Below are 17,390 nucleotides of genomic sequence, written 5' to 3' on the forward strand. Positions count from 1 at the left end.
TTATCCATTATATTCAAAGGGATTAACACAATTAGCAATTACGGGAAGTACCTGGTCCTTATCTGATACAATGGCCTCATTCATCGGTACCTGCCAGTCGATATTTAAAGAAGGATCATTGTAAATAATTCCGTGTTCGGTGGCCTTACTGTAAAACTGGTCGCATTTATACATTACTTCAGCGGTTTCGCTTAATACAGAGAACCCATGGGCAAAACCTGCAGGTATATACAATTGCTTTTTATTTTCGGCAGAAAGTTCAATGCAATAGGCCTTTCCAAAAGTGGGGGAACCTTTCCTGATATCAACCGCTACATCCAGGATAGCACCTACAATAGCCCGCACCAGTTTAACCTGCGCAAATGGCGGCACCTGGTAATGCAAGCCCCTGACTACGCCATAAGAAGAGCGTGATTGGTTGTCCTGTACAAACACAGTTTCAATCCCGGCCCCACCAAAGAGTTTCTGATTATATGCTTCGTAAAAATAACCGCGGCTATCTTCAAATACCATTGGTTCAAATACCAATAGGCCGGGAATTCCTGTTTCTATAAAAGGCATTAGATATTGTCGATTTTAAATTTGCACTTCCGCATTATCGCTTTGCATATTGCTCTTCATAATAATGCTGGTAATCGCCCGAAGTTACGTGCTTTATCCAATCTTCATTTTGCAGGTACCATTCCACTGTTTTTTCCAGGCCCTCTTCAAACTGAAGCGAAGGTTCCCAGCCCAGTTCTTTATTCAGTTTTGTGGCATCAATGGCATACCGCATGTCGTGACCCGGACGGTCGGTTACATAGGTAATCAGTTTGGCCGAAGTGCCTTCTGCCCGGCCAAGTTTTGTATCCATGATTTTGCACAACAAATGTACCAGGTCGATGTTCTTCCACTCGTTAAAACCACCTACGTTGTACTTATCGCCTGTTTTTCCTTTATGAAAGATCACGTCAATGGCGCGGGCATGGTCTTCTACAAATAACCAGTCGCGTACATTCTCGCCTTTCCCATATACGGGCAATGGCTTGTTGTTTTTGATGTTGTTGATCATTAACGGAATCAGCTTCTCGGGGAAATGGAAAGAACCATAGTTGTTGCTACAGTTGCTCATTACCACCGGTAAACCATATGTATGATACCAGGCCATAACGAAGTGGTCTGATGATGCTTTGGACGCTGAATAGGGTGAACGGGGGTCATAGGCAGTTTCTTCTGTAAAGAAACCTTCCTCACCCAGTGAACCATACACTTCATCGGTTGAAACGTGCATGAAACGCTTCCCTTCCATTTTAGCAGAAGAAGCCGCCCAGTTTTTACGTGCAATGTTTAGCAGCGTGGCCGTACCCAGTACATTTGTTTTTACAAATGCCAGCGGGTCAATGATCGAACGGTCAACATGGCTTTCTGCCGCCAGGTGGATCACGGAATCAAATGCATATTTATCAAACAATGCCTCTATGCGGGCTGCATCGGTAATATCTGCTCTTTCGAATTTGTAATTGGGTGCATCCTGCACATCTTTTAAATTCTCCAGGTTACCGGCATAGGTAAGTGCATCGGCATTCACGATCAGGTACCGGGGATATTTGTTTACAAACAAACGCACTACGTGTGAACCGATAAACCCGGCTCCGCCAGTGATCATGATCGTTTTTGAAAAGGTGCTCATAGTATATTAATTAAGGCTTAACGCTGAATGCTTAACGCGGAACGCTATAATAGCTTTTGCGTTTAGCTTTTTGCGTTTTGAAACTCTTTAGGCTGTTTAAACCATTCATCTTTTGATAACGATCTGAAATAATCGTAGGTTACTTTCAATCCTTCTTTTCTGCTCACTTTTGGTGTCCAGCCAAGGATTTCTTTTGCCCGGGTAATATCCGGCTGCCGTTGTTTGGGATCATCGACAGGCAATGGTTTGTGTACAATCTTTTGTGTTGTTCCGGTCAGTGCAATGATCTCTTCGGCAAATTCCAGCAGCGAGATTTCATCAGGATTGCCTATGTTAACAGGCTGATGATAATCGCTCATTAACAGCCGGTATATTCCTTCAATAAGATCATCTACAAAGCAAAAGCTGCGGGTTTGTGAACCATCGCCAAATACGGTCAGGTCTTCACCACGTAATGCCTGGCCTATAAATGCAGGCAGTGCACGGCCGTCGTTCAACCGCATACGCGGTCCGTAGGTATTGAAGATGCGTACGATGCGGGTTTCAACGCCATGGAAAGAATGATACGCCATGGTCATTGCCTCCTGAAAACGTTTTGCTTCGTCGTATACTCCACGCGGTCCAACAGGGTTTACATTACCCCAGTATTCTTCATTTTGCGGGTGCACCAGGGGATCGCCATATATTTCTGAAGTAGAAGCTACCAGAATGCGGGCATTCTTTGCTTTGGCAAGTCCCAGGCAGTTATGGGTTCCCAACGAACCTACCTTCAACGTTTGAATTGGAATTTTCAGGTAGTCGATGGGACTGGCTGGTGAAGCAAAGTGTAAGATATAATGCAGGTCGCCGGGAACATGAATGAATTTCGATACATCGTGGTGATAAAACTCAAACTGTTCCAGCTTGAATAAATGTTCAATATTGCGCAGGTCGCCGGTAATCAGGTTGTCCATGCCAATAACATGGAAACCTTCCTTAATAAACCGGTCGCATAAATGTGACCCTAAAAAACCTGCTGCTCCGGTAATAAGTACTCTTTTTCTTGACATGAAAACAGTTATTAATTATTATTTAGCAGCTGGATCAGCTACTGACCGGCCCACGCTTTCGTAGTAAAATCCTAATTCTTTAATGGCGTCTGTTTCAAACAGGTTGCGTCCATCGAAGATCACTTTGTGCTTAAGCGCAGTTACGATCTTCAGGAAGTTAGGGGTGCGAAACTCATTCCACTCGGTGGCAATGATCAACGCATCGGCACCCACCAGGCAATCGTATTGGTTTTCGGCATATTGAATTTTATCGCCCAATAATGCACGCACATTGTTCACTGCCTCGGGGTCATACGCACAAACAATGGCGCCCTCTTTTACCAGTTCATCAATAATATATAAAGCCGGTGCTTCGCGAATATCATCCGTATTAGGTTTAAACGCCAGTCCCCACAGGGCAAAACGTTTTCCTTTCAGGTTATTCTTAAAATATCTTTTAACCTTGGGAAGCAGGTGCAGCTTTTGTTTTTCATTCACATCCATTACCGCATTCAGGATCTGGAAATCGTATTCCACTTCTTTAGATGATTGAACCAGGGCCTGCACATCTTTGGGAAAACAACTGCCCCCATACCCGATACCCGGGAACAGGAAGCGTTTTCCAATACGATCGTCGCTGCCAATACCGCGGCGTACCATATCCACATCTGCGCCCACGCGTTCGCACAACTGGGCTATTTCGTTCATAAAAGAGATCTTGGTAGCCAGGAAGGAATTAGCGGCATATTTAGTAAGCTCGGCCGAGCGAACATCCATATAGATAACAGGGTTGCCCGAACGCACAAATGGCGCATACAGTTCGCCCATTACTTTGCGGGCCCTTTCAGAAACAGTGCCTATTATCACGCGGTCTGGTTTCATAAAATCTTCCACTGCTACCCCTTCCCGCAGGAATTCGGGGTTCGACACCACATCAAAATCGCCTACAAAGCTCCTGGCAATGGTTGCATATACTTTTTCTGCTGTGCCTACAGGCACGGTACTTTTATCGACAATCACCTTATAATCGGTCATCAGTTCGCCCAGGTCTCTGGCAACACCCAGAATGTATTTCAGATCGGCGCTTCCATCTTCACCGGGCGGTGTTGGTAATGCCAGGAAAACGATTTCCGCGTCTCTGATCCCTTCAGCCAAACTGGTGGTAAAGCGTAAGCGTTCTTCTTTAACGTTACGCAGAAACAATTTTTCCAATCCAGGTTCATAGATGGTGATCTGGCCGGAAGAAAGTTTCTCTACCTTTTTTTTATCGATATCCACGCAGGTAACATCATTACCGGTTTCTGCAAAACAGGTTCCGGTAACCAGGCCTACGTAGCCCGTGCCTACAACAGCGATTTTCATTTTGAAGTTGTTTTAATTACTACTTATTAATAAACTCCAATACTTTGCTGGTAATAAACTGGAGCTGTTCATTACTCAGTTCGGTATGCATAGGCAGGGATATTACACGTTCTGTAAGCCAATCGGTTGTTTTCAGCTCATATTGAGCGCCACCAAAGGCTTCGAACATTTTCTGGCGGTGCGCAGGTACGGGATAATAGATCATCGATGGTATTCCATGACCAGCCAGAAACTGGTTCAGGCCATCGCGGTCAACGCCTTCCAGCAATAAAGTATACTGGTGAAATACGTGATTGCTGTAGGGCGCCCGGTTTGGTACTGTGATCTTTGCATTTCCGGCAAAAGCCTTATCGTAAAAATCAGCAGCACTGCGGCGTGCAGCAATATATTCATCCAAATGCGGCAGCTTTACATTCAATACAGCTGCCTGTATAGTGTCGAGCCGGCTGTTACAACCAACCCGTTCGTGGTAATATCTTTTTGAACCGCCATGGTTGGCAATCATTTTTAATTGCAGCGCCAGGTTATCATCGTCTGTAAAAATAGCGCCGCCATCGCCATAGCAGCCCAGGTTTTTGGAAGGGAAGAAAGAGGTGGTGCCAATAGTGCCCAGGGTGCCTGTTTTTTTAACGGTACCATTGCTGAGGGTAATATCGCCGCCTATTGCCTGTGCATTATCCTCAATTACAGGGATGTTGTGGCGGTTGGCAATTTCCATAATGGCTTCCATATTGGCCGCCTGTCCGTATAAGTGAACGGGGATAATAGCCTTTGTTTTGGGCGTAATTGCCTTTTCAATGGCTACGGGATCTATACAAAATGTTTTGGGATCTACTTCTACAAATACAGGTTTCAACTGTAAAAGCGCCACTACTTCGGTAGTTGCAATAAAAGTAAAGGAGGGCGTGATCACTTCGTCGCCTGGTTTCAGATCAAGCGCCATTAACGCTATCTGCAGGGCATCGGTTCCATTGGCGCAGGGAATAACATGTTTAACTCCCAGGTATTTACTTAACCCGGCAGCAAAATCCTGAACTGCTTTTCCGGCAATGAAAGCAGTGCTGTTTATCACTTCCTGAATGGCTGTATCTACTTCGCTCTTTATTTTCGAGTATTGTTGCTTTAAATCAACCATTTGTATTGGCTGCATAGGTATCTTTTTTTAATCAAAACGGGCACAAACGTACTGCAAAAAAATGGTGTGAGCAAGCATATAAGCAATAGTAGTAGCAGGAAAGCACCGAACCAACTACCATATAAAAATTTATTGTGGTATATAATCAGTGCCGCGGGTTCTACGTTCCTGTAGTAAACACATATTTCAAACAGCACGTTTTTCGCTATTTGACAATTCTGGCGATAAAAACGACATTTGCTGTTTTCTGAAATCAAATTATTACCGTGCACCTGTTTATTTATAATATCTTTTTGTTTTTATACACTGTTGCAATCCGGATTACCGCCCTGTGGAACCCCAAGGCGCGGAAATGGCGTGATGGAAGAAAGGATATCTGGAATGATTTGGAAAAGGCAGTAGGCAGTAGGCAGACGGCACAGACGGGGAGTCTGAACTCACAGGAACCCAACTCACCACTCACCGCTGACCACTCACCACTTGTGTGGGTGCATTGTTCCTCGCTGGGCGAGTTTGAACAGGGCCGGCCGGTGCTGGAATCCATAAAACAGCAATATCCCACTGCCAAAACTTTACTCACCTTCTTCTCCCCCAGCGGCTACGAAGTGCGGAAAAACAATTCCGGCGCCGATTACGTGATGTACCTGCCCATGGATTCAAAGGCCAATGCGCGCAAATTCATCAACCTGGTGCAACCCAACCTGGTAATCTGGATCAAATACGAATACTGGTTCTATTATTTAACTGAATTGAAAAAGAAACAGGTGCCGCTGTTACTGGTATCAGGCATTTTCAGACCCGACCAGCCCTTCTTTAAATGGTATGGCCGCCTTCACTGGTATATGCTGGAAAGCTTTAACCACCTGTTTGTTCAAACCGAAAACTCAAAAGAATTACTTCGCTCCATTGGCTTTACCAATAATGTAAGTGTAAGCGGTGACACCCGTTTCGACCGCGTTGTGCAGATAGCCGAACAGTTTAAACCTATTGATCTTATCGAACAATTTTGCGGCAACAGCCCGGTGATTGTTGCGGGCAGCACATGGCCCGAGGATGAGGAAGAAATGGATCACTATGCCAATACGCATCCTGATATAAAGTTCATTATTGCTCCGCATGAAATTCATGAAGACCACCTGAAGGAAATAGAGAAGTTGTTCAAAAACAGCATCCGGTTTTCAAAACTGGCAGCCCACCTCTCCCCTTCACCCCGGCCGGTAGCCCGTAACAAACAGTTACCATCAGAAAAGCAGGGGCCTAATACGCTGATCATCGACAACATTGGCATGCTTTCAAAACTGTATAAATATGCTACCATTACGTATATAGGTGGCGGCTTTGGTGATGATGGTGTACACAATGTGCTGGAAGCTGCCGTATACGGCAAACCGGTGGTGCATGGACCCGTGTACGAAAAATACATTGAGGCGGTTGAACTGGTACAGGCAGGTGGGGCCCTGGTGATTAGTACGGCGCTGGAACTGGAAAAAACGTGCAACGACCTGCTGACAGATACCGGTATGTACCAGGTAAGCTGTCAGGCAGCCCGCAATTACGTTTATGATAAAAAGGGAGCAACAGAAAAGATCATGCAGTACATTCAGGAGAACCGTCTTTTAACCAGCTGATAAAAGTGGCGGGTGCTTTCCTTGTTTTCGTCCCAACCCAGTTTAACTTTTAATTCGCGTTCGATCCAGTACTGGGCTTCGGGCAATATGCGAAAACTATTGATGGTTTTTATGCTGCGTTCATACATCACTTCGTCGTTGCGGAAGAGTTCGCTGATAAATACAAAACGATCATTGATACCGATAGCCCGGCGCAGATCGCGTACCGGCGCATCGTTCAATACATGAGCTACCTCCTTCACCTCTTCTTTTAACTTTTCATTAAGGGAAGAGCTTTTGGTAGCCATCACTTCATTCAGTTCTTTAACAACCTGTTGATGCGCTAAAGTGGGGACTTCGCGCAGCGGATCAATTTTCCACCCGTATTCAGTCTGGGCATCGTGGTGATGACCATTAGTACCATTATTGCCATTGGTACCGTTGTGGGTACTATTTTTTTCCACAGTTCCATTAATGCCGTTGCCATTCACCACAACCGGGGTAACTACCACGGGTGGTGTTTCTTCCACTACAACCGGCGTTTCCACAACAACGGGAGCTTCCTCAACAACCGGCGCCTTTACTTCAACCGGTGGTTCTGCAACCGCCTCGGGGGTATTTACTACTTCTGGCGTGGGATTTTCCTGGAATGCCGCCTTACGGGCCTGGTAGCCATGACCATTAGCCGCAGGCATTACCACCGCCACTTTGGATGAATTTACAACCCGGTGTGTGGACGTTGACATCTGTACCAATTCTGTTTCAATTAATTGGGCAGTCACTAATAGTTGAAACGGATCGGCGTTTTGTGCAAATTGTTCATTTAATTTGCCAATAAGTTGTGCTAAACGTTCCATAATAAGCGGGTACTTTTTTATGGTTAGAGTTAATTGATTGATGGTTAGAGCTAAATGATAAAGTTAACAATTATTGTACCTATTTCCGTTAAAAGATGTTTATAGAACCTAATATATCGGGTGAGCGCCGGGGCAGTATTGAAGTAATTTGCGGGTCTATGTTTTCCGGGAAAACCGAAGAGTTGATCCGGAGACTAAAACGGGCAAAGATCGCCAACCTGCGGGTAGAAATCTTTAAGCCTAAGATTGATGTACGCTATGATGTTCACAACATTGTATCGCACGACGAAAATGCCATTCTAAGTACTCCTATTGATAACTCACAAACCATTTTATTATTGCATAATGAAGCTGACGTAATTGGTATTGATGAGGCGCAATTCTTCGACGATCAGTTACCCGATGTGTGCGATCAGCTGGCCCTGAGAGGCCATCGCGTCATTGTGGCGGGTTTGGATATGGATTATACCGGAAAACCCTTTGGACAAATTCCCTTTCTGCTATCCAAAGCCGATTATATTACGAAGCTGCACGCTATTTGTGTAAAATGCGGCCATATTGCCAATTATTCGTTTCGTAAAAAGGCCGATAAAACACAGGTTTTGCTGGGTGAGAAGGATGTGTATGAACCGCGGTGCAGGAAGTGTTATTATGAGGGGGCAGTAGAAAACGGCTGAAAGCTGCAAGCTCAAGCCGCAAGCCGTCGCGGTAACTTAAAACGTTAAACTTTCAACTTTAAATTTAAAACCTCGTTGAATCACATAATCGCACTTATTAAAAAAGATCTGCTGTTAGAGATAAGGCAACAATATACTTTTTACGGTATTCTGTTGTACGTAGCCTCTACCATCTTTGTTTTATACCTGGCCATGAACCAGCCCGAAGAAAAAGTATGGAACGGGTTGTTCTGGATGATACAGTTGTTTATTTGTGTGAATGCGGTGGCAAAAAGTTTTCTGGCAGAAAGCCATGGCCGCATGTTATACTTTTATACCATTGCAGGGGCGCGCGATTTTATTCTTTCCAAATTATTATTCAATGCAGGGTTAATGATCATCATGAGCCTGGTAAGCCTGGTGTTGTTTCAGTTGCTGATGGGCAATCCCCTGCATAGCCCCATCCGGTTTATTGGTTTTACCTGTTTGGGCGGTTGTAGCCTGAGCCTGGTATTTACTTTTCTGGCAGCCATAGCCGCCCGTGCCCGCCAGGGCGCCGCCCTGATGGCCATTATGGGTTTTCCGCTCATTATTCCGCAGGTATTGTTGCTGATGAAAATGTCGAACACCGCGTTTGCCGATATTATCCAGGTAGGCCTTTGGCAGATCGTTTTGCTGCTGGTGGCGCTGGATGTGCTGGTGATTGCCCTGGCGGTAATTTTATTCCCGTTTTTGTGGAAGGATTAATTAGTTTCTTTCCCCTAATTTTGCCCCACCTCAACAAACTACAGCACTCTATGCAGTGGAAATGGTGGAAAATACTGAGTATTGTTTTTCTGGTCTATACTTTCATCTTTGGCTTTATAGTTCCGCTTCCTTATGAAACGGCGTATGCCAACAGCAACCTGTATGAAAGCATGCGCAACTTCTTCTTTCACGTGCCCATGTGGTTCAGCCAGTTAGCGCTTATTACAGTGTCCCTGTATTACTCAATAAAATACCTGCGCAAGCCCGATCCTCTTTACGACATTTACGCCACCGAATTTGCCCGTACTGCTACGGTACTGGGATGTTTGGGCCTGGTAACCGGTTCTATCTGGGCCAATTACACCTGGGGCTCTTTCTGGAGCAACGACCCCAAACAAACCGGTGCGGCCATTGCCCTGCTTATTTATATAGCCTATTTTGTGCTGCGTAATTCCATGACCGATATGGATAAAAGAAGCCGGGTGGCGGCAGTTTATAACATTTTCGCCTATTTTATTTACATACCCATGATCCTGATACTACCCCGGCTAACGGAATCGTTACACCCCGGCGGTAAAGGAACGGAGGGAAACCCCGGCCTTGGTGGCAGTAGCCTCGATTTTAAAATGCGCCTCGTTTTTTACCCCGCCGTACTCGGCTGGATATTGTTAGGCACCTGGATATCCACCCTTAGGTTGCGCGTTCGATTACTGGAAGAGAAAAAACATTCCGCATAATTTTTAGTATGAAGCAACTAATTGTAACCCTGATCGTTTTATTTGTCCAATTAATGGCCCGTGCCCAGGACTCTACGAAACATGTAGCGCAAACGCCAACAGGTTTGGCCGCCGGCAACAAGATCTATGTTGTACTGGTTGTTGCCGTAACAATTCTGGCGGGATTGTTCCTGTATGTGATCCGGCTCGACAGAAAGATCTCAAAGCTCGAAAAACAAAGTTCTTTATAACTGTGAATGGTGAATGAGGCCGTTGCCTCTGTAAAATCTATAACGATTAGTTGACGGAACACGATCTGTCAACCACAACTTGCTATATACTGCTCAAAACATAAACAAAAACAGCTTAGTCATGTCAGATTACAGTTTTTTTGGCGCGGTGGAGAAGAGTTTCGATAAAGCCGCGCAATTCACCACCTGGGATCCCGGTATCCTGGAACAGATCAAACAATGCAATGCCGTTTATCGCATGCATTTTCCGGTAAAAATTGGCGATAAGATCGAAGTTATCAAAGCTTATCGCGTTCAACACTCCCATCACAAATTTCCCTGTAAAGGCGGTATTCGTTTTGCCCTTTCAGTGAACCTCGATGAAGTAATGGCCCTTGCCGCCCTTATGACCTATAAATGCGCTATCGTAAACGTTCCGTTTGCCGGCGCCAAAGGCGGTATCACCATCGACCCCAAAAAGTATACGCCTTATGAGCTGGAAAAGATCACCCGGCGTTATACTTCAGAACTGATTAAAAAGAATTTCATAGGCCCCGGCATTGACGTACCCGCCCCCGATTATGGTACCGGCGAACGTGAAATGGCCTGGATCGTTGATACTTACACCAGTATGCGCCCCGGCGAAATTGACGGACTGGGTTGCGTAACCGGTAAACCTGTTACCCAGGGTGGCGTTCGCGGCCGTCGCGAGGCAACCGGCCTGGGTGTGTTCTACGGTTTACGCGAAGTACTTTCCATGAAAGAAGTAATGGATAAACTGGGCTTACCAGTTGGTGTGGAAGGTAAACGTGTTGTTGTACAGGGATTGGGTAATGTGGGTTACCATACTGCCAAATTCTTCCAGGAACATGGCGCCAAAATCGTTGGTTTAAGTGAATACGAAGGCGCTATTTATAACCTCGATGGCCTGGATGTAGACAAAGTTGTTGAACACCGCAAAGCCAAAGGTACTATCCTGAATTTCCCGGGAAGCACCAACTTTACAAAAAATACCGATGCACTTGAAATGGATTGCGATATCCTGATCCCTGCTGCACTGGAAGCCGTGGTGAATGGTCAGAACGCGCCTAATGTAAAAGCAAAGATCATTGGTGAAGCTGCCAACGGACCACTTACACCCGAAGCGGATGAAGTGTTTGCAAAAAGAGGCATCCTGGTAGTACCGGATATGTATCTCAATGCCGGCGGGGTAACCGTATCGTACTTTGAATGGTTAAAGAACCTCAGCCATGTGCGTTATGGCCGCATGGAAAAACGCTTTACCGAGAACCTAAATACCCATATCCTTGGCCAAATTGAAGAACTGACCGGCAAAAAGGTAAATGGTTCAGAAAAAGAATTGATCATGCACGGTCCCGATGAGGTTGACCTGGTACGCAGTGGTTTGGAAGAAACCATGATTACCGCTACCCGCGAGATCATGGATGTATGGAAAGCCAATCCGCAAATTCCTGATATGCGTACAGCCGCCTACGTGGTAGCCATCAATAAAGTTGGAACCAGTTATAATGAGCTGGGTATATTCCCATAGTTAAGGCTGAAAATTATACAGAGCCTTCCCGATGTATCGGGAAGGCTTTTTTTTTGCGCTTAGCGGGATGGCATTCTTACTTTTACAACTCCTTGTTTATCAGCTTACGCCCTTCCGTCCCCATCACCAAACAACACCTCCTTATACTTATTATACAGGAACGATACTACCAGCAACAACACTCCTAATGAAATAAACGAGATCGTTTTGGTAATGGTACTGGAATCGGCCAGGTCGTAAAAGAATAACTTAATGAGCGTTACCATAAACAACACAATGGCGGCCAGCCGCAGGTGTTTTTGTTTTTTCTGAATCCCCAGCACAATCAGCATCAGGGCATATAGCCCCCACACAACACTCAGGCCTAATTTGTATTGATTACCTGCGCCGGAGAAAGACGTCCAGCAAAGATATTCGGCACTGATAAAAGCCAGTACTACGCCATATACGGTCAGCGTCCAGGCTTTTTTAACGGCCGCCTCCTGAATAAATTCATTCATAGTTTGTTGCCCGGTATAAAGTAATAATGCCGTTATCACTATTACGATATACCTGATGTAAAATTCCAGCGCGCCGAAATAAACTCCTCCTTTCTGATAATAGTTATGCGTAAGCTCATTTAACACGGCCAGCGTTTGTGTTACCAGCATCAACAACATCACCCCAATACCAGTCAATGAAAACATGGCCAGTAACCTGCTGCGGCCCCAGCGTTGATTGGCCATCATCACCACCATGCTGAAAACCATACTATACAGCAACAACACCACAAAGGCAAACGCACTGTTGGCAGAAACAAACATGCCGAAAAAGTAAACGTAACTGGCCGGTTTTTCCAATTGCCTGAAATACCCGCTGATCTCGAGATAAAAAGTAAAATAGGTGGTGACCAGGAAGATGGCCGGCAGAAAGTAATTATAAAATCCAAGGTACAGGCTACCGGGTTGTAAAGTAGACTGATAGTTTTTATTCCTGTTATAATAGATCATAGCGCCCTGTGCAATTGCCACCAACAGTCCCGTAGCAAACACGATATTTATAAAAGGGGTTTCTGCAGCACCGGTGGAAAATGTAAACTGAACCGCGTGGCTGAACCAGTCCTGGGCCAGGCTTAAAAAACTCAGGATGGCCAAACCGGCGCCCAGTTTTTCATAGGAACCTGCGCGCCGCATGCGGCCTATCAAAAACACCAGCACGGCTTCGGCAGTCCATAACAGGGTTACCCAGTTGCCATCGAGCTGTACGGGTATGGCAATGGTACAAAATACGATCACCAAACCCAGTAACAGATAGTACAAAGACCGGTCTGCCAGTTGTAAACGCCTTATTACCTGGCTTACCGTTAAATGGATGGCCGCATTAACAAGGGTAAAGGCGCCGGCGTAGTTGGTGAAGGTTACGGGCGATTCATAATTGATGAGGTTATACCCGATACCATAAAATATAAACGCATTACTTAGCAATACCAACACATCGCTGAGCCCGTACTGTTCTTTTTTGATGATCTTATAGGCCAGAAACGTAGCATAAAAGATCAGGAAGAAAACAACAAGGTATGTCCAGGCAATGTACTTATGTAACGGATAACTAAAACTGGTAATATACCAGAACCCGTAAATAAACCAGGTAAGAATGAAAGCTGAATAAAACAGCGACTTCCAGTATTTGCGCAACGAAACCACCAGGATACCGGTATTTATAATGGCTACATAACCAAAGAATACGGCATAGCGCCCCGAGTTATCGCTTAATAAAAATGGAATGGCATAGGCACCTACCTGGGCCAGGTGAGCAATAATTACGCGGTTGTATAACAGGGCTGCATACACGGTACCCGCCGTAAAAACCAGCATCATGGCAAAAGCAACCGGCTGCGGCAGCAAATGATAAAAACTATAAGCAGTATAAGTAATGAAATACAACACGGCCAGTCCGCCCCCCATTAATACGCTGCTGTAAGCCTCATACTTTTTCTTTAACCAGATGCCTATAGCCACCAGGGCTATCCCAGAAATATATCCGGTGGTTATCCGCACAATGGGGCTTACCATATTATGTTCGATGGCATACTTGCTGCCAATGAAGATGCCTATGATGGTAACCAGGATGCCTACCTTGCTGGCAACGTTCTTTCCAATAAATTCTTCAAAGGATGATGATGATTTGGCAGCAACCCGTGGGGACCGTGGAGGAGCTGGTGGGGGTGGACGGCGGGATGGCGCTTCAATAACGTCTTTTACTTCTACGGTTTCTACCTGTATGGGTGTTACAGGGTCAGGCAATGCTGTGTTGTATGCATTCACCGTTCGTTTCAGTGCTTCCAGCTCGTTGATCAGTTGTACCAGCTGATTGCTGATTAATGTTTGCTGACCAGCCAGCTCCTGAATGCGACGGCTTAGCAGTTCAATTCTCTCATGGATATTTTTATCCATAATCAGGTTGTTGGTTAAGCTAAAGAACGCATAAAATCCGTTAACAACAACTTAAATTCCGTACTCCGGCAAATCATCAAGCATTTGCAGCTGGTTGTTTTTCCTAATATAAGCAAAACTGGCTGCACCATTGGTAATTACAAGGTAGGGCACGGGTACGGCTATGTTATACCGCAATACCTGGTGCAATACCTCATCCTGTATGGGCACTTCCATCGCCTTACACTCCACCATCAGCCAGGGTTGGTGCTGTTGATTGTATATAAGTATATCAAACCGTTTCTTCAGCTCTCCCAGCCTGATCTCTTTTTCAACAGCGATCAGGGCAGCGGGATACTTCTTGGTTTGTAATAAATATTGCAGAAAATTCTGACGAACCCATTCTTCCGAAGTCAGGCGGATCCATTGACGGCGGCATTCATCAAAAATAAATTCTTTCCCTTCTTCCCGTTTCATGCGAAAAGGGAACAAAGGATATTCAATCCTGATCATATTGTCAAAGCTACTATTTACCATTTCTTAGTACTAAAAAACAACCGCGTTTGCTTAAAATAAACGAAATTTATTGATTATGAAAACAAAAGATGAAATAGTAAAGAACTGGCTGCCCCGTTACACCGGAGAAACCCTCGACCATTTTGGTGAATACATTCTGCTCACCAACTTCAGCAATTATGTAAAGATGTTTGCCGAATGGAACAACGTACCGGTTACGGGCATCGACAGGCCCATGCAATGCGCCACTGCCGAAAACATTACCATCGTCAACTTTGGCATGGGCAGCCCTACAGCTGCTACCGTAATGGACCTGTTAACAGCTATTGAACCCAAGGCCGTGCTGTTCCTGGGTAAATGCGGCGGGTTGAAAAAACGCAACAATATCGGCGATCTTATTTTACCCATCGCAGCCATTCGTGGCGAGGGTACTTCCAACGACTACTTCCCGCCCGAAGTACCTGCCCTGCCCGCATTCGCCCTGCAAAAAGCGGTGTCTACTACTATTCGCGATTACAGCGTTGACTACTGGACCGGCACCGTGTATACTACCAACCGCCGGGTATGGGAGCACGATGAGCACTTTAAAGAGTACCTGCAAAAGATACGGGCCATGGCCATCGATATGGAAACAGCCACCATCTTTTCTGTAGGTTTCTATAACAAAATTCCAACCGGCGCTTTATTGCTGGTAAGCGATCAGCCCATGGTACCCGAAGGCGTAAAAACCGAAGAAAGCGACAAAAAGGTCACCGCCAATTTTGTTGAACGGCATGTTCGTATCGGAATTGATTCTCTGAAACAATTAATCAACGACGGGTTAACCGTGAGACATTTGAGATTCTGATCTTCGTGAATCGTAAATCGTGAATGGCTCACGATATTTCAATTTAATAAACGCAATTGCGCCGCCCAAAATCGATTGCCAGCCTGCCCCGACTTGCCGGGGATTGCCGATCTAACGAACTACTCTATAAACCGGATACCGCATATGATCGGGTTCGTAGTAAGGTGAATTATGATAAACAAAGTCAAGCTGGGCGCTGGCGCTTTTGGCAAAGGCTGTATCAGTTGACCTGCGTGTTTCCAGCTCCTTTTTTACATTGGGATGATCAGTAAGGTATTGCGCCGCTATATCTTCAAATGCATAAGCGCTATATCCTTCCTTCCGGCCCAGGACAGCATCAAAATAATTCCAGGCAAAGTAAGAATCATCGGCCTGCGGTTCCAGCACTTCCATCAAAAACCGGTTGGCTGGTTGATTGAGCTGAATATAATAATCTCCTTTTCTGAATTTTATCGGCAGCGTGGCGGCGTTCACCACCACATTTGTATTCAAATGATGCATTTCATACTGCCGGGGGTAAGGTTTGTAATCTTCAATAAGATACGTTTCTACCATCATCTCGGTATCCTTTGCCAATACCTGCATATTCACTTTATTAAGTTTTAACAGATCGATCACCGGCCACCAGCCCTGGGGAATAATATAGGCAAGCGGTTTTTCGATCGTAGTGCGGGCAGCGTAAGTATTATAGTACTTAATCTGTTTTTCGTACGGCTTGCTGCGATCGTAATACAAACGCGGCAGCCCGGATACTTCACTCGGTTTATGTCCGGACTCATAACCTTTGAACGTTACCAGATCAGTTTTAGTAGTATCGAGTTTCCAGCTCACCGGAAAACTGGTTTGGCTTGATACGGCCTTTTTAGTTTGTTCCCGCAATTGGTGAATGGTAGTACTGTTGGTGGCCGTGAAAGCGATGAACGATTCCATCAGGGCTTTGGTCGCTTCCACCCGCTGGTTATATGGTTTCAGCATATGAGTTTCGGGTACAAAGGCAAAGGTGTGCCACAAAGTGGCGTAACCGCTGCTATAGCGCGGGCCATCAAAGTAAGCCTCCATGCCCGACTCCGGCGTTTGGCCGGCAAAATCAACATAGGGCACCAGGTCATAGCCCTTTTCTTTCATCAGCTTGTACAGTCCCGGTTCAAACTGCGTATGCAGGTAATCGCCCATGGGCCCGCCCAGTTTGTTATACTGACTGGTAAGCAGAGTCATAATGTGCTGGTAATCGGCGCCGTTGCTTACGTGGTTATCAACAAACACATCGGGGTCGCACAGGTGAAAGATAGCCGCAAAGGAGCGGGCTTCTTTGGAATCGCATTTTATAAAGTCGCGATTGAGATCCAGATTTTGAGAATTACCACGGGAACCGAATTCCGCCGGTCCGTTTTGGTCTACGCGATAGTAGGGGCTGCGATTCAAACAACCACCAATATTATAAACCGGTATAATGGCCAGCACCACATTATCGGGCAGTTTTATTTTGTGGGTGGCAATATCCCGCACCAGCAGCATGCTGGCATCGATGCCATCCGGCTCGCCGGGGTGAATGCCATTATTTACCAGGATGATGCGTTTATTTTTCCGGTGCAGGCTGGCCAGATCAAAATCACCGTCGGTCGACACTATCACCAGGTGCAGGGGAAAACCGGCATCGCTGGGTCCCATAGTTTGCATTTTTATGGTGGGGAACCGGGTGTCCATCATTTGCCACCAGCTGATGATCTCGCTGTAGGTGGGCGTTTCTTTGGCCTGGGATTGCTCGTATTTAGTTGTAATGGATTGGCTGAAAATAAATGCCGGCAATAAAAACAGGAAGAGTACTGATAGTATTCTCATAATGTGACTGTTGGAGCCTTAAATATAGGAAATGTTACCGGTTACCGGTCGCCAGTTACCGGGAAAGGCAGCTGCTGTGTGAAGAGTGGCTGTTGCAGGCTACAGGTTCCAAGTTCCGAGTTCACAGTTCAGAGTTGCCGCGCAGGAGTATATTTGCTTTTGGCTTACAGCTTGCGGCTTGAGGTTGCTTTCCTATAAACAAAAAAACCTCCCGCTTG

16 protein-coding genes are annotated in these 17,390 nt (G+C 45.7%); 7 read left to right on the plus strand and 9 right to left on the minus strand.

The window, feature by feature from the left end:
- The 5 genes from rfbC to NIAKO_RS24695 all read right to left on the minus strand — a co-directional run bounded on the left by rfbC (position 1) and on the right by NIAKO_RS24695 (position 5,209).
- Positions 1–561: a dTDP-4-dehydrorhamnose 3,5-epimerase gene (gene rfbC, locus NIAKO_RS24675; protein WP_014221174.1), complete on the minus strand. Its 561-nt coding sequence runs from the start codon at positions 559–561 to the stop codon at positions 1–3.
- 34 nt (positions 562–595) lie between these two features.
- Positions 596–1,669, minus strand: coding sequence for a dTDP-glucose 4,6-dehydratase (rfbB, locus tag NIAKO_RS24680; RefSeq protein WP_041347260.1), 1,074 nt, complete (start codon positions 1,667–1,669; stop codon positions 596–598).
- A gap of 62 nt (positions 1,670–1,731) precedes the next feature.
- The gene (locus NIAKO_RS24685) at positions 1,732–2,718 is read right to left on the minus strand and encodes a UDP-glucuronic acid decarboxylase family protein (RefSeq protein ID WP_014221176.1); all 987 of its coding nucleotides are present in this window, start codon (positions 2,716–2,718) and stop codon (positions 1,732–1,734) included.
- An 18-nt stretch (positions 2,719–2,736) separates the two neighbouring features.
- Complete coding sequence (locus NIAKO_RS24690) at positions 2,737–4,059, minus strand: UDP-glucose dehydrogenase family protein (RefSeq protein WP_014221177.1); 1,323 nt, start codon at positions 4,057–4,059, stop codon at positions 2,737–2,739.
- 19 nt (positions 4,060–4,078) lie between these two features.
- The gene (locus NIAKO_RS24695; protein WP_014221178.1) at positions 4,079–5,209 is read right to left on the minus strand and encodes a DegT/DnrJ/EryC1/StrS family aminotransferase; all 1,131 of its coding nucleotides are present in this window, start codon (positions 5,207–5,209) and stop codon (positions 4,079–4,081) included.
- 251 nt (positions 5,210–5,460) lie between these two features.
- Between NIAKO_RS24695 and NIAKO_RS24700 the strand changes: the two genes are divergently transcribed.
- Positions 5,461–6,822 carry a 3-deoxy-D-manno-octulosonic acid transferase gene (locus tag NIAKO_RS24700; protein WP_014221179.1) on the plus strand — a complete coding sequence of 454 codons (1,362 nt, stop codon included), beginning with the start codon at positions 5,461–5,463 and terminating at the stop codon, positions 6,820–6,822.
- Here NIAKO_RS24700 and NIAKO_RS24705 read toward each other — a convergent pair.
- Positions 6,795–7,658 (minus strand): hypothetical protein, encoded by an 864-nt coding sequence (locus NIAKO_RS24705; protein WP_014221180.1) that lies wholly within the window; start codon positions 7,656–7,658, stop codon positions 6,795–6,797. The genes NIAKO_RS24700 and NIAKO_RS24705 overlap by 28 nt on opposite strands.
- A gap of 95 nt (positions 7,659–7,753) precedes the next feature.
- Here NIAKO_RS24705 and NIAKO_RS24710 point away from each other — a divergent pair, with 95 nt between their 5' ends.
- From NIAKO_RS24710 to NIAKO_RS24730, 5 genes are all read left to right on the plus strand, one after another.
- Positions 7,754–8,335 carry a thymidine kinase gene (locus NIAKO_RS24710; protein WP_014221181.1) on the plus strand — a complete coding sequence of 194 codons (582 nt, stop codon included), beginning with the start codon at positions 7,754–7,756 and terminating at the stop codon, positions 8,333–8,335.
- Between the two features lie 75 nt (positions 8,336–8,410).
- On the plus strand, positions 8,411–9,061 hold the full coding sequence (locus tag NIAKO_RS24715) for a heme exporter protein CcmB (protein WP_014221182.1): 651 nt from the start codon (positions 8,411–8,413) through the stop codon (positions 9,059–9,061).
- The gene (locus tag NIAKO_RS24720) at positions 9,049–9,798 is read left to right on the plus strand and encodes a cytochrome c biogenesis protein (RefSeq protein ID WP_262493742.1); all 750 of its coding nucleotides are present in this window, start codon (positions 9,049–9,051) and stop codon (positions 9,796–9,798) included. The genes NIAKO_RS24715 and NIAKO_RS24720 overlap by 13 nt, the downstream gene beginning before the upstream one ends.
- 8 nt (positions 9,799–9,806) lie before the next feature.
- Entirely contained in the window at positions 9,807–10,028 is a 222-nt protein-coding gene (locus NIAKO_RS24725; RefSeq protein ID WP_014221184.1) for a CcmD family protein, read from the plus strand.
- Positions 10,029–10,149: 121 nt separating this feature from the next.
- Positions 10,150–11,559 carry a Glu/Leu/Phe/Val family dehydrogenase gene (locus tag NIAKO_RS24730; protein ID WP_014221185.1) on the plus strand — a complete coding sequence of 470 codons (1,410 nt, stop codon included), beginning with the start codon at positions 10,150–10,152 and terminating at the stop codon, positions 11,557–11,559.
- Between the two features lie 104 nt (positions 11,560–11,663).
- On the opposite strand, the gene NIAKO_RS24735 is transcribed toward NIAKO_RS24730, so the two are convergent.
- Both NIAKO_RS24735 and NIAKO_RS24740 read right to left on the minus strand, forming a co-directional pair.
- The gene (locus NIAKO_RS24735) at positions 11,664–13,991 is read right to left on the minus strand and encodes a DUF2339 domain-containing protein (RefSeq protein ID WP_014221186.1); all 2,328 of its coding nucleotides are present in this window, start codon (positions 13,989–13,991) and stop codon (positions 11,664–11,666) included.
- Positions 13,992–14,042: 51 nt separating this feature from the next.
- Entirely contained in the window at positions 14,043–14,483 is a 441-nt protein-coding gene (locus tag NIAKO_RS24740) for a type I restriction enzyme HsdR N-terminal domain-containing protein (protein ID WP_041349294.1), read from the minus strand.
- 79 nt (positions 14,484–14,562) lie between these two features.
- Here NIAKO_RS24740 and NIAKO_RS24745 point away from each other — a divergent pair, with 79 nt between their 5' ends.
- Complete coding sequence (locus NIAKO_RS24745) at positions 14,563–15,333, plus strand: AMP nucleosidase (protein WP_014221188.1); 771 nt, start codon at positions 14,563–14,565, stop codon at positions 15,331–15,333.
- A 111-nt stretch (positions 15,334–15,444) separates the two neighbouring features.
- Here NIAKO_RS24745 and NIAKO_RS24750 read toward each other — a convergent pair whose 3' ends face one another.
- A complete protein-coding gene (locus NIAKO_RS24750) occupies positions 15,445–17,172 on the minus strand; it encodes a M14 family metallopeptidase (protein ID WP_014221189.1) in 1,728 nt (575 codons plus the stop codon).
- Positions 17,173–17,390 lie beyond the last annotated feature (218 nt).

The organism is Niastella koreensis GR20-10 (genome assembly GCF_000246855.1).
Taxonomy (GTDB): domain Bacteria; phylum Bacteroidota; class Bacteroidia; order Chitinophagales; family Chitinophagaceae; genus Niastella; species Niastella koreensis.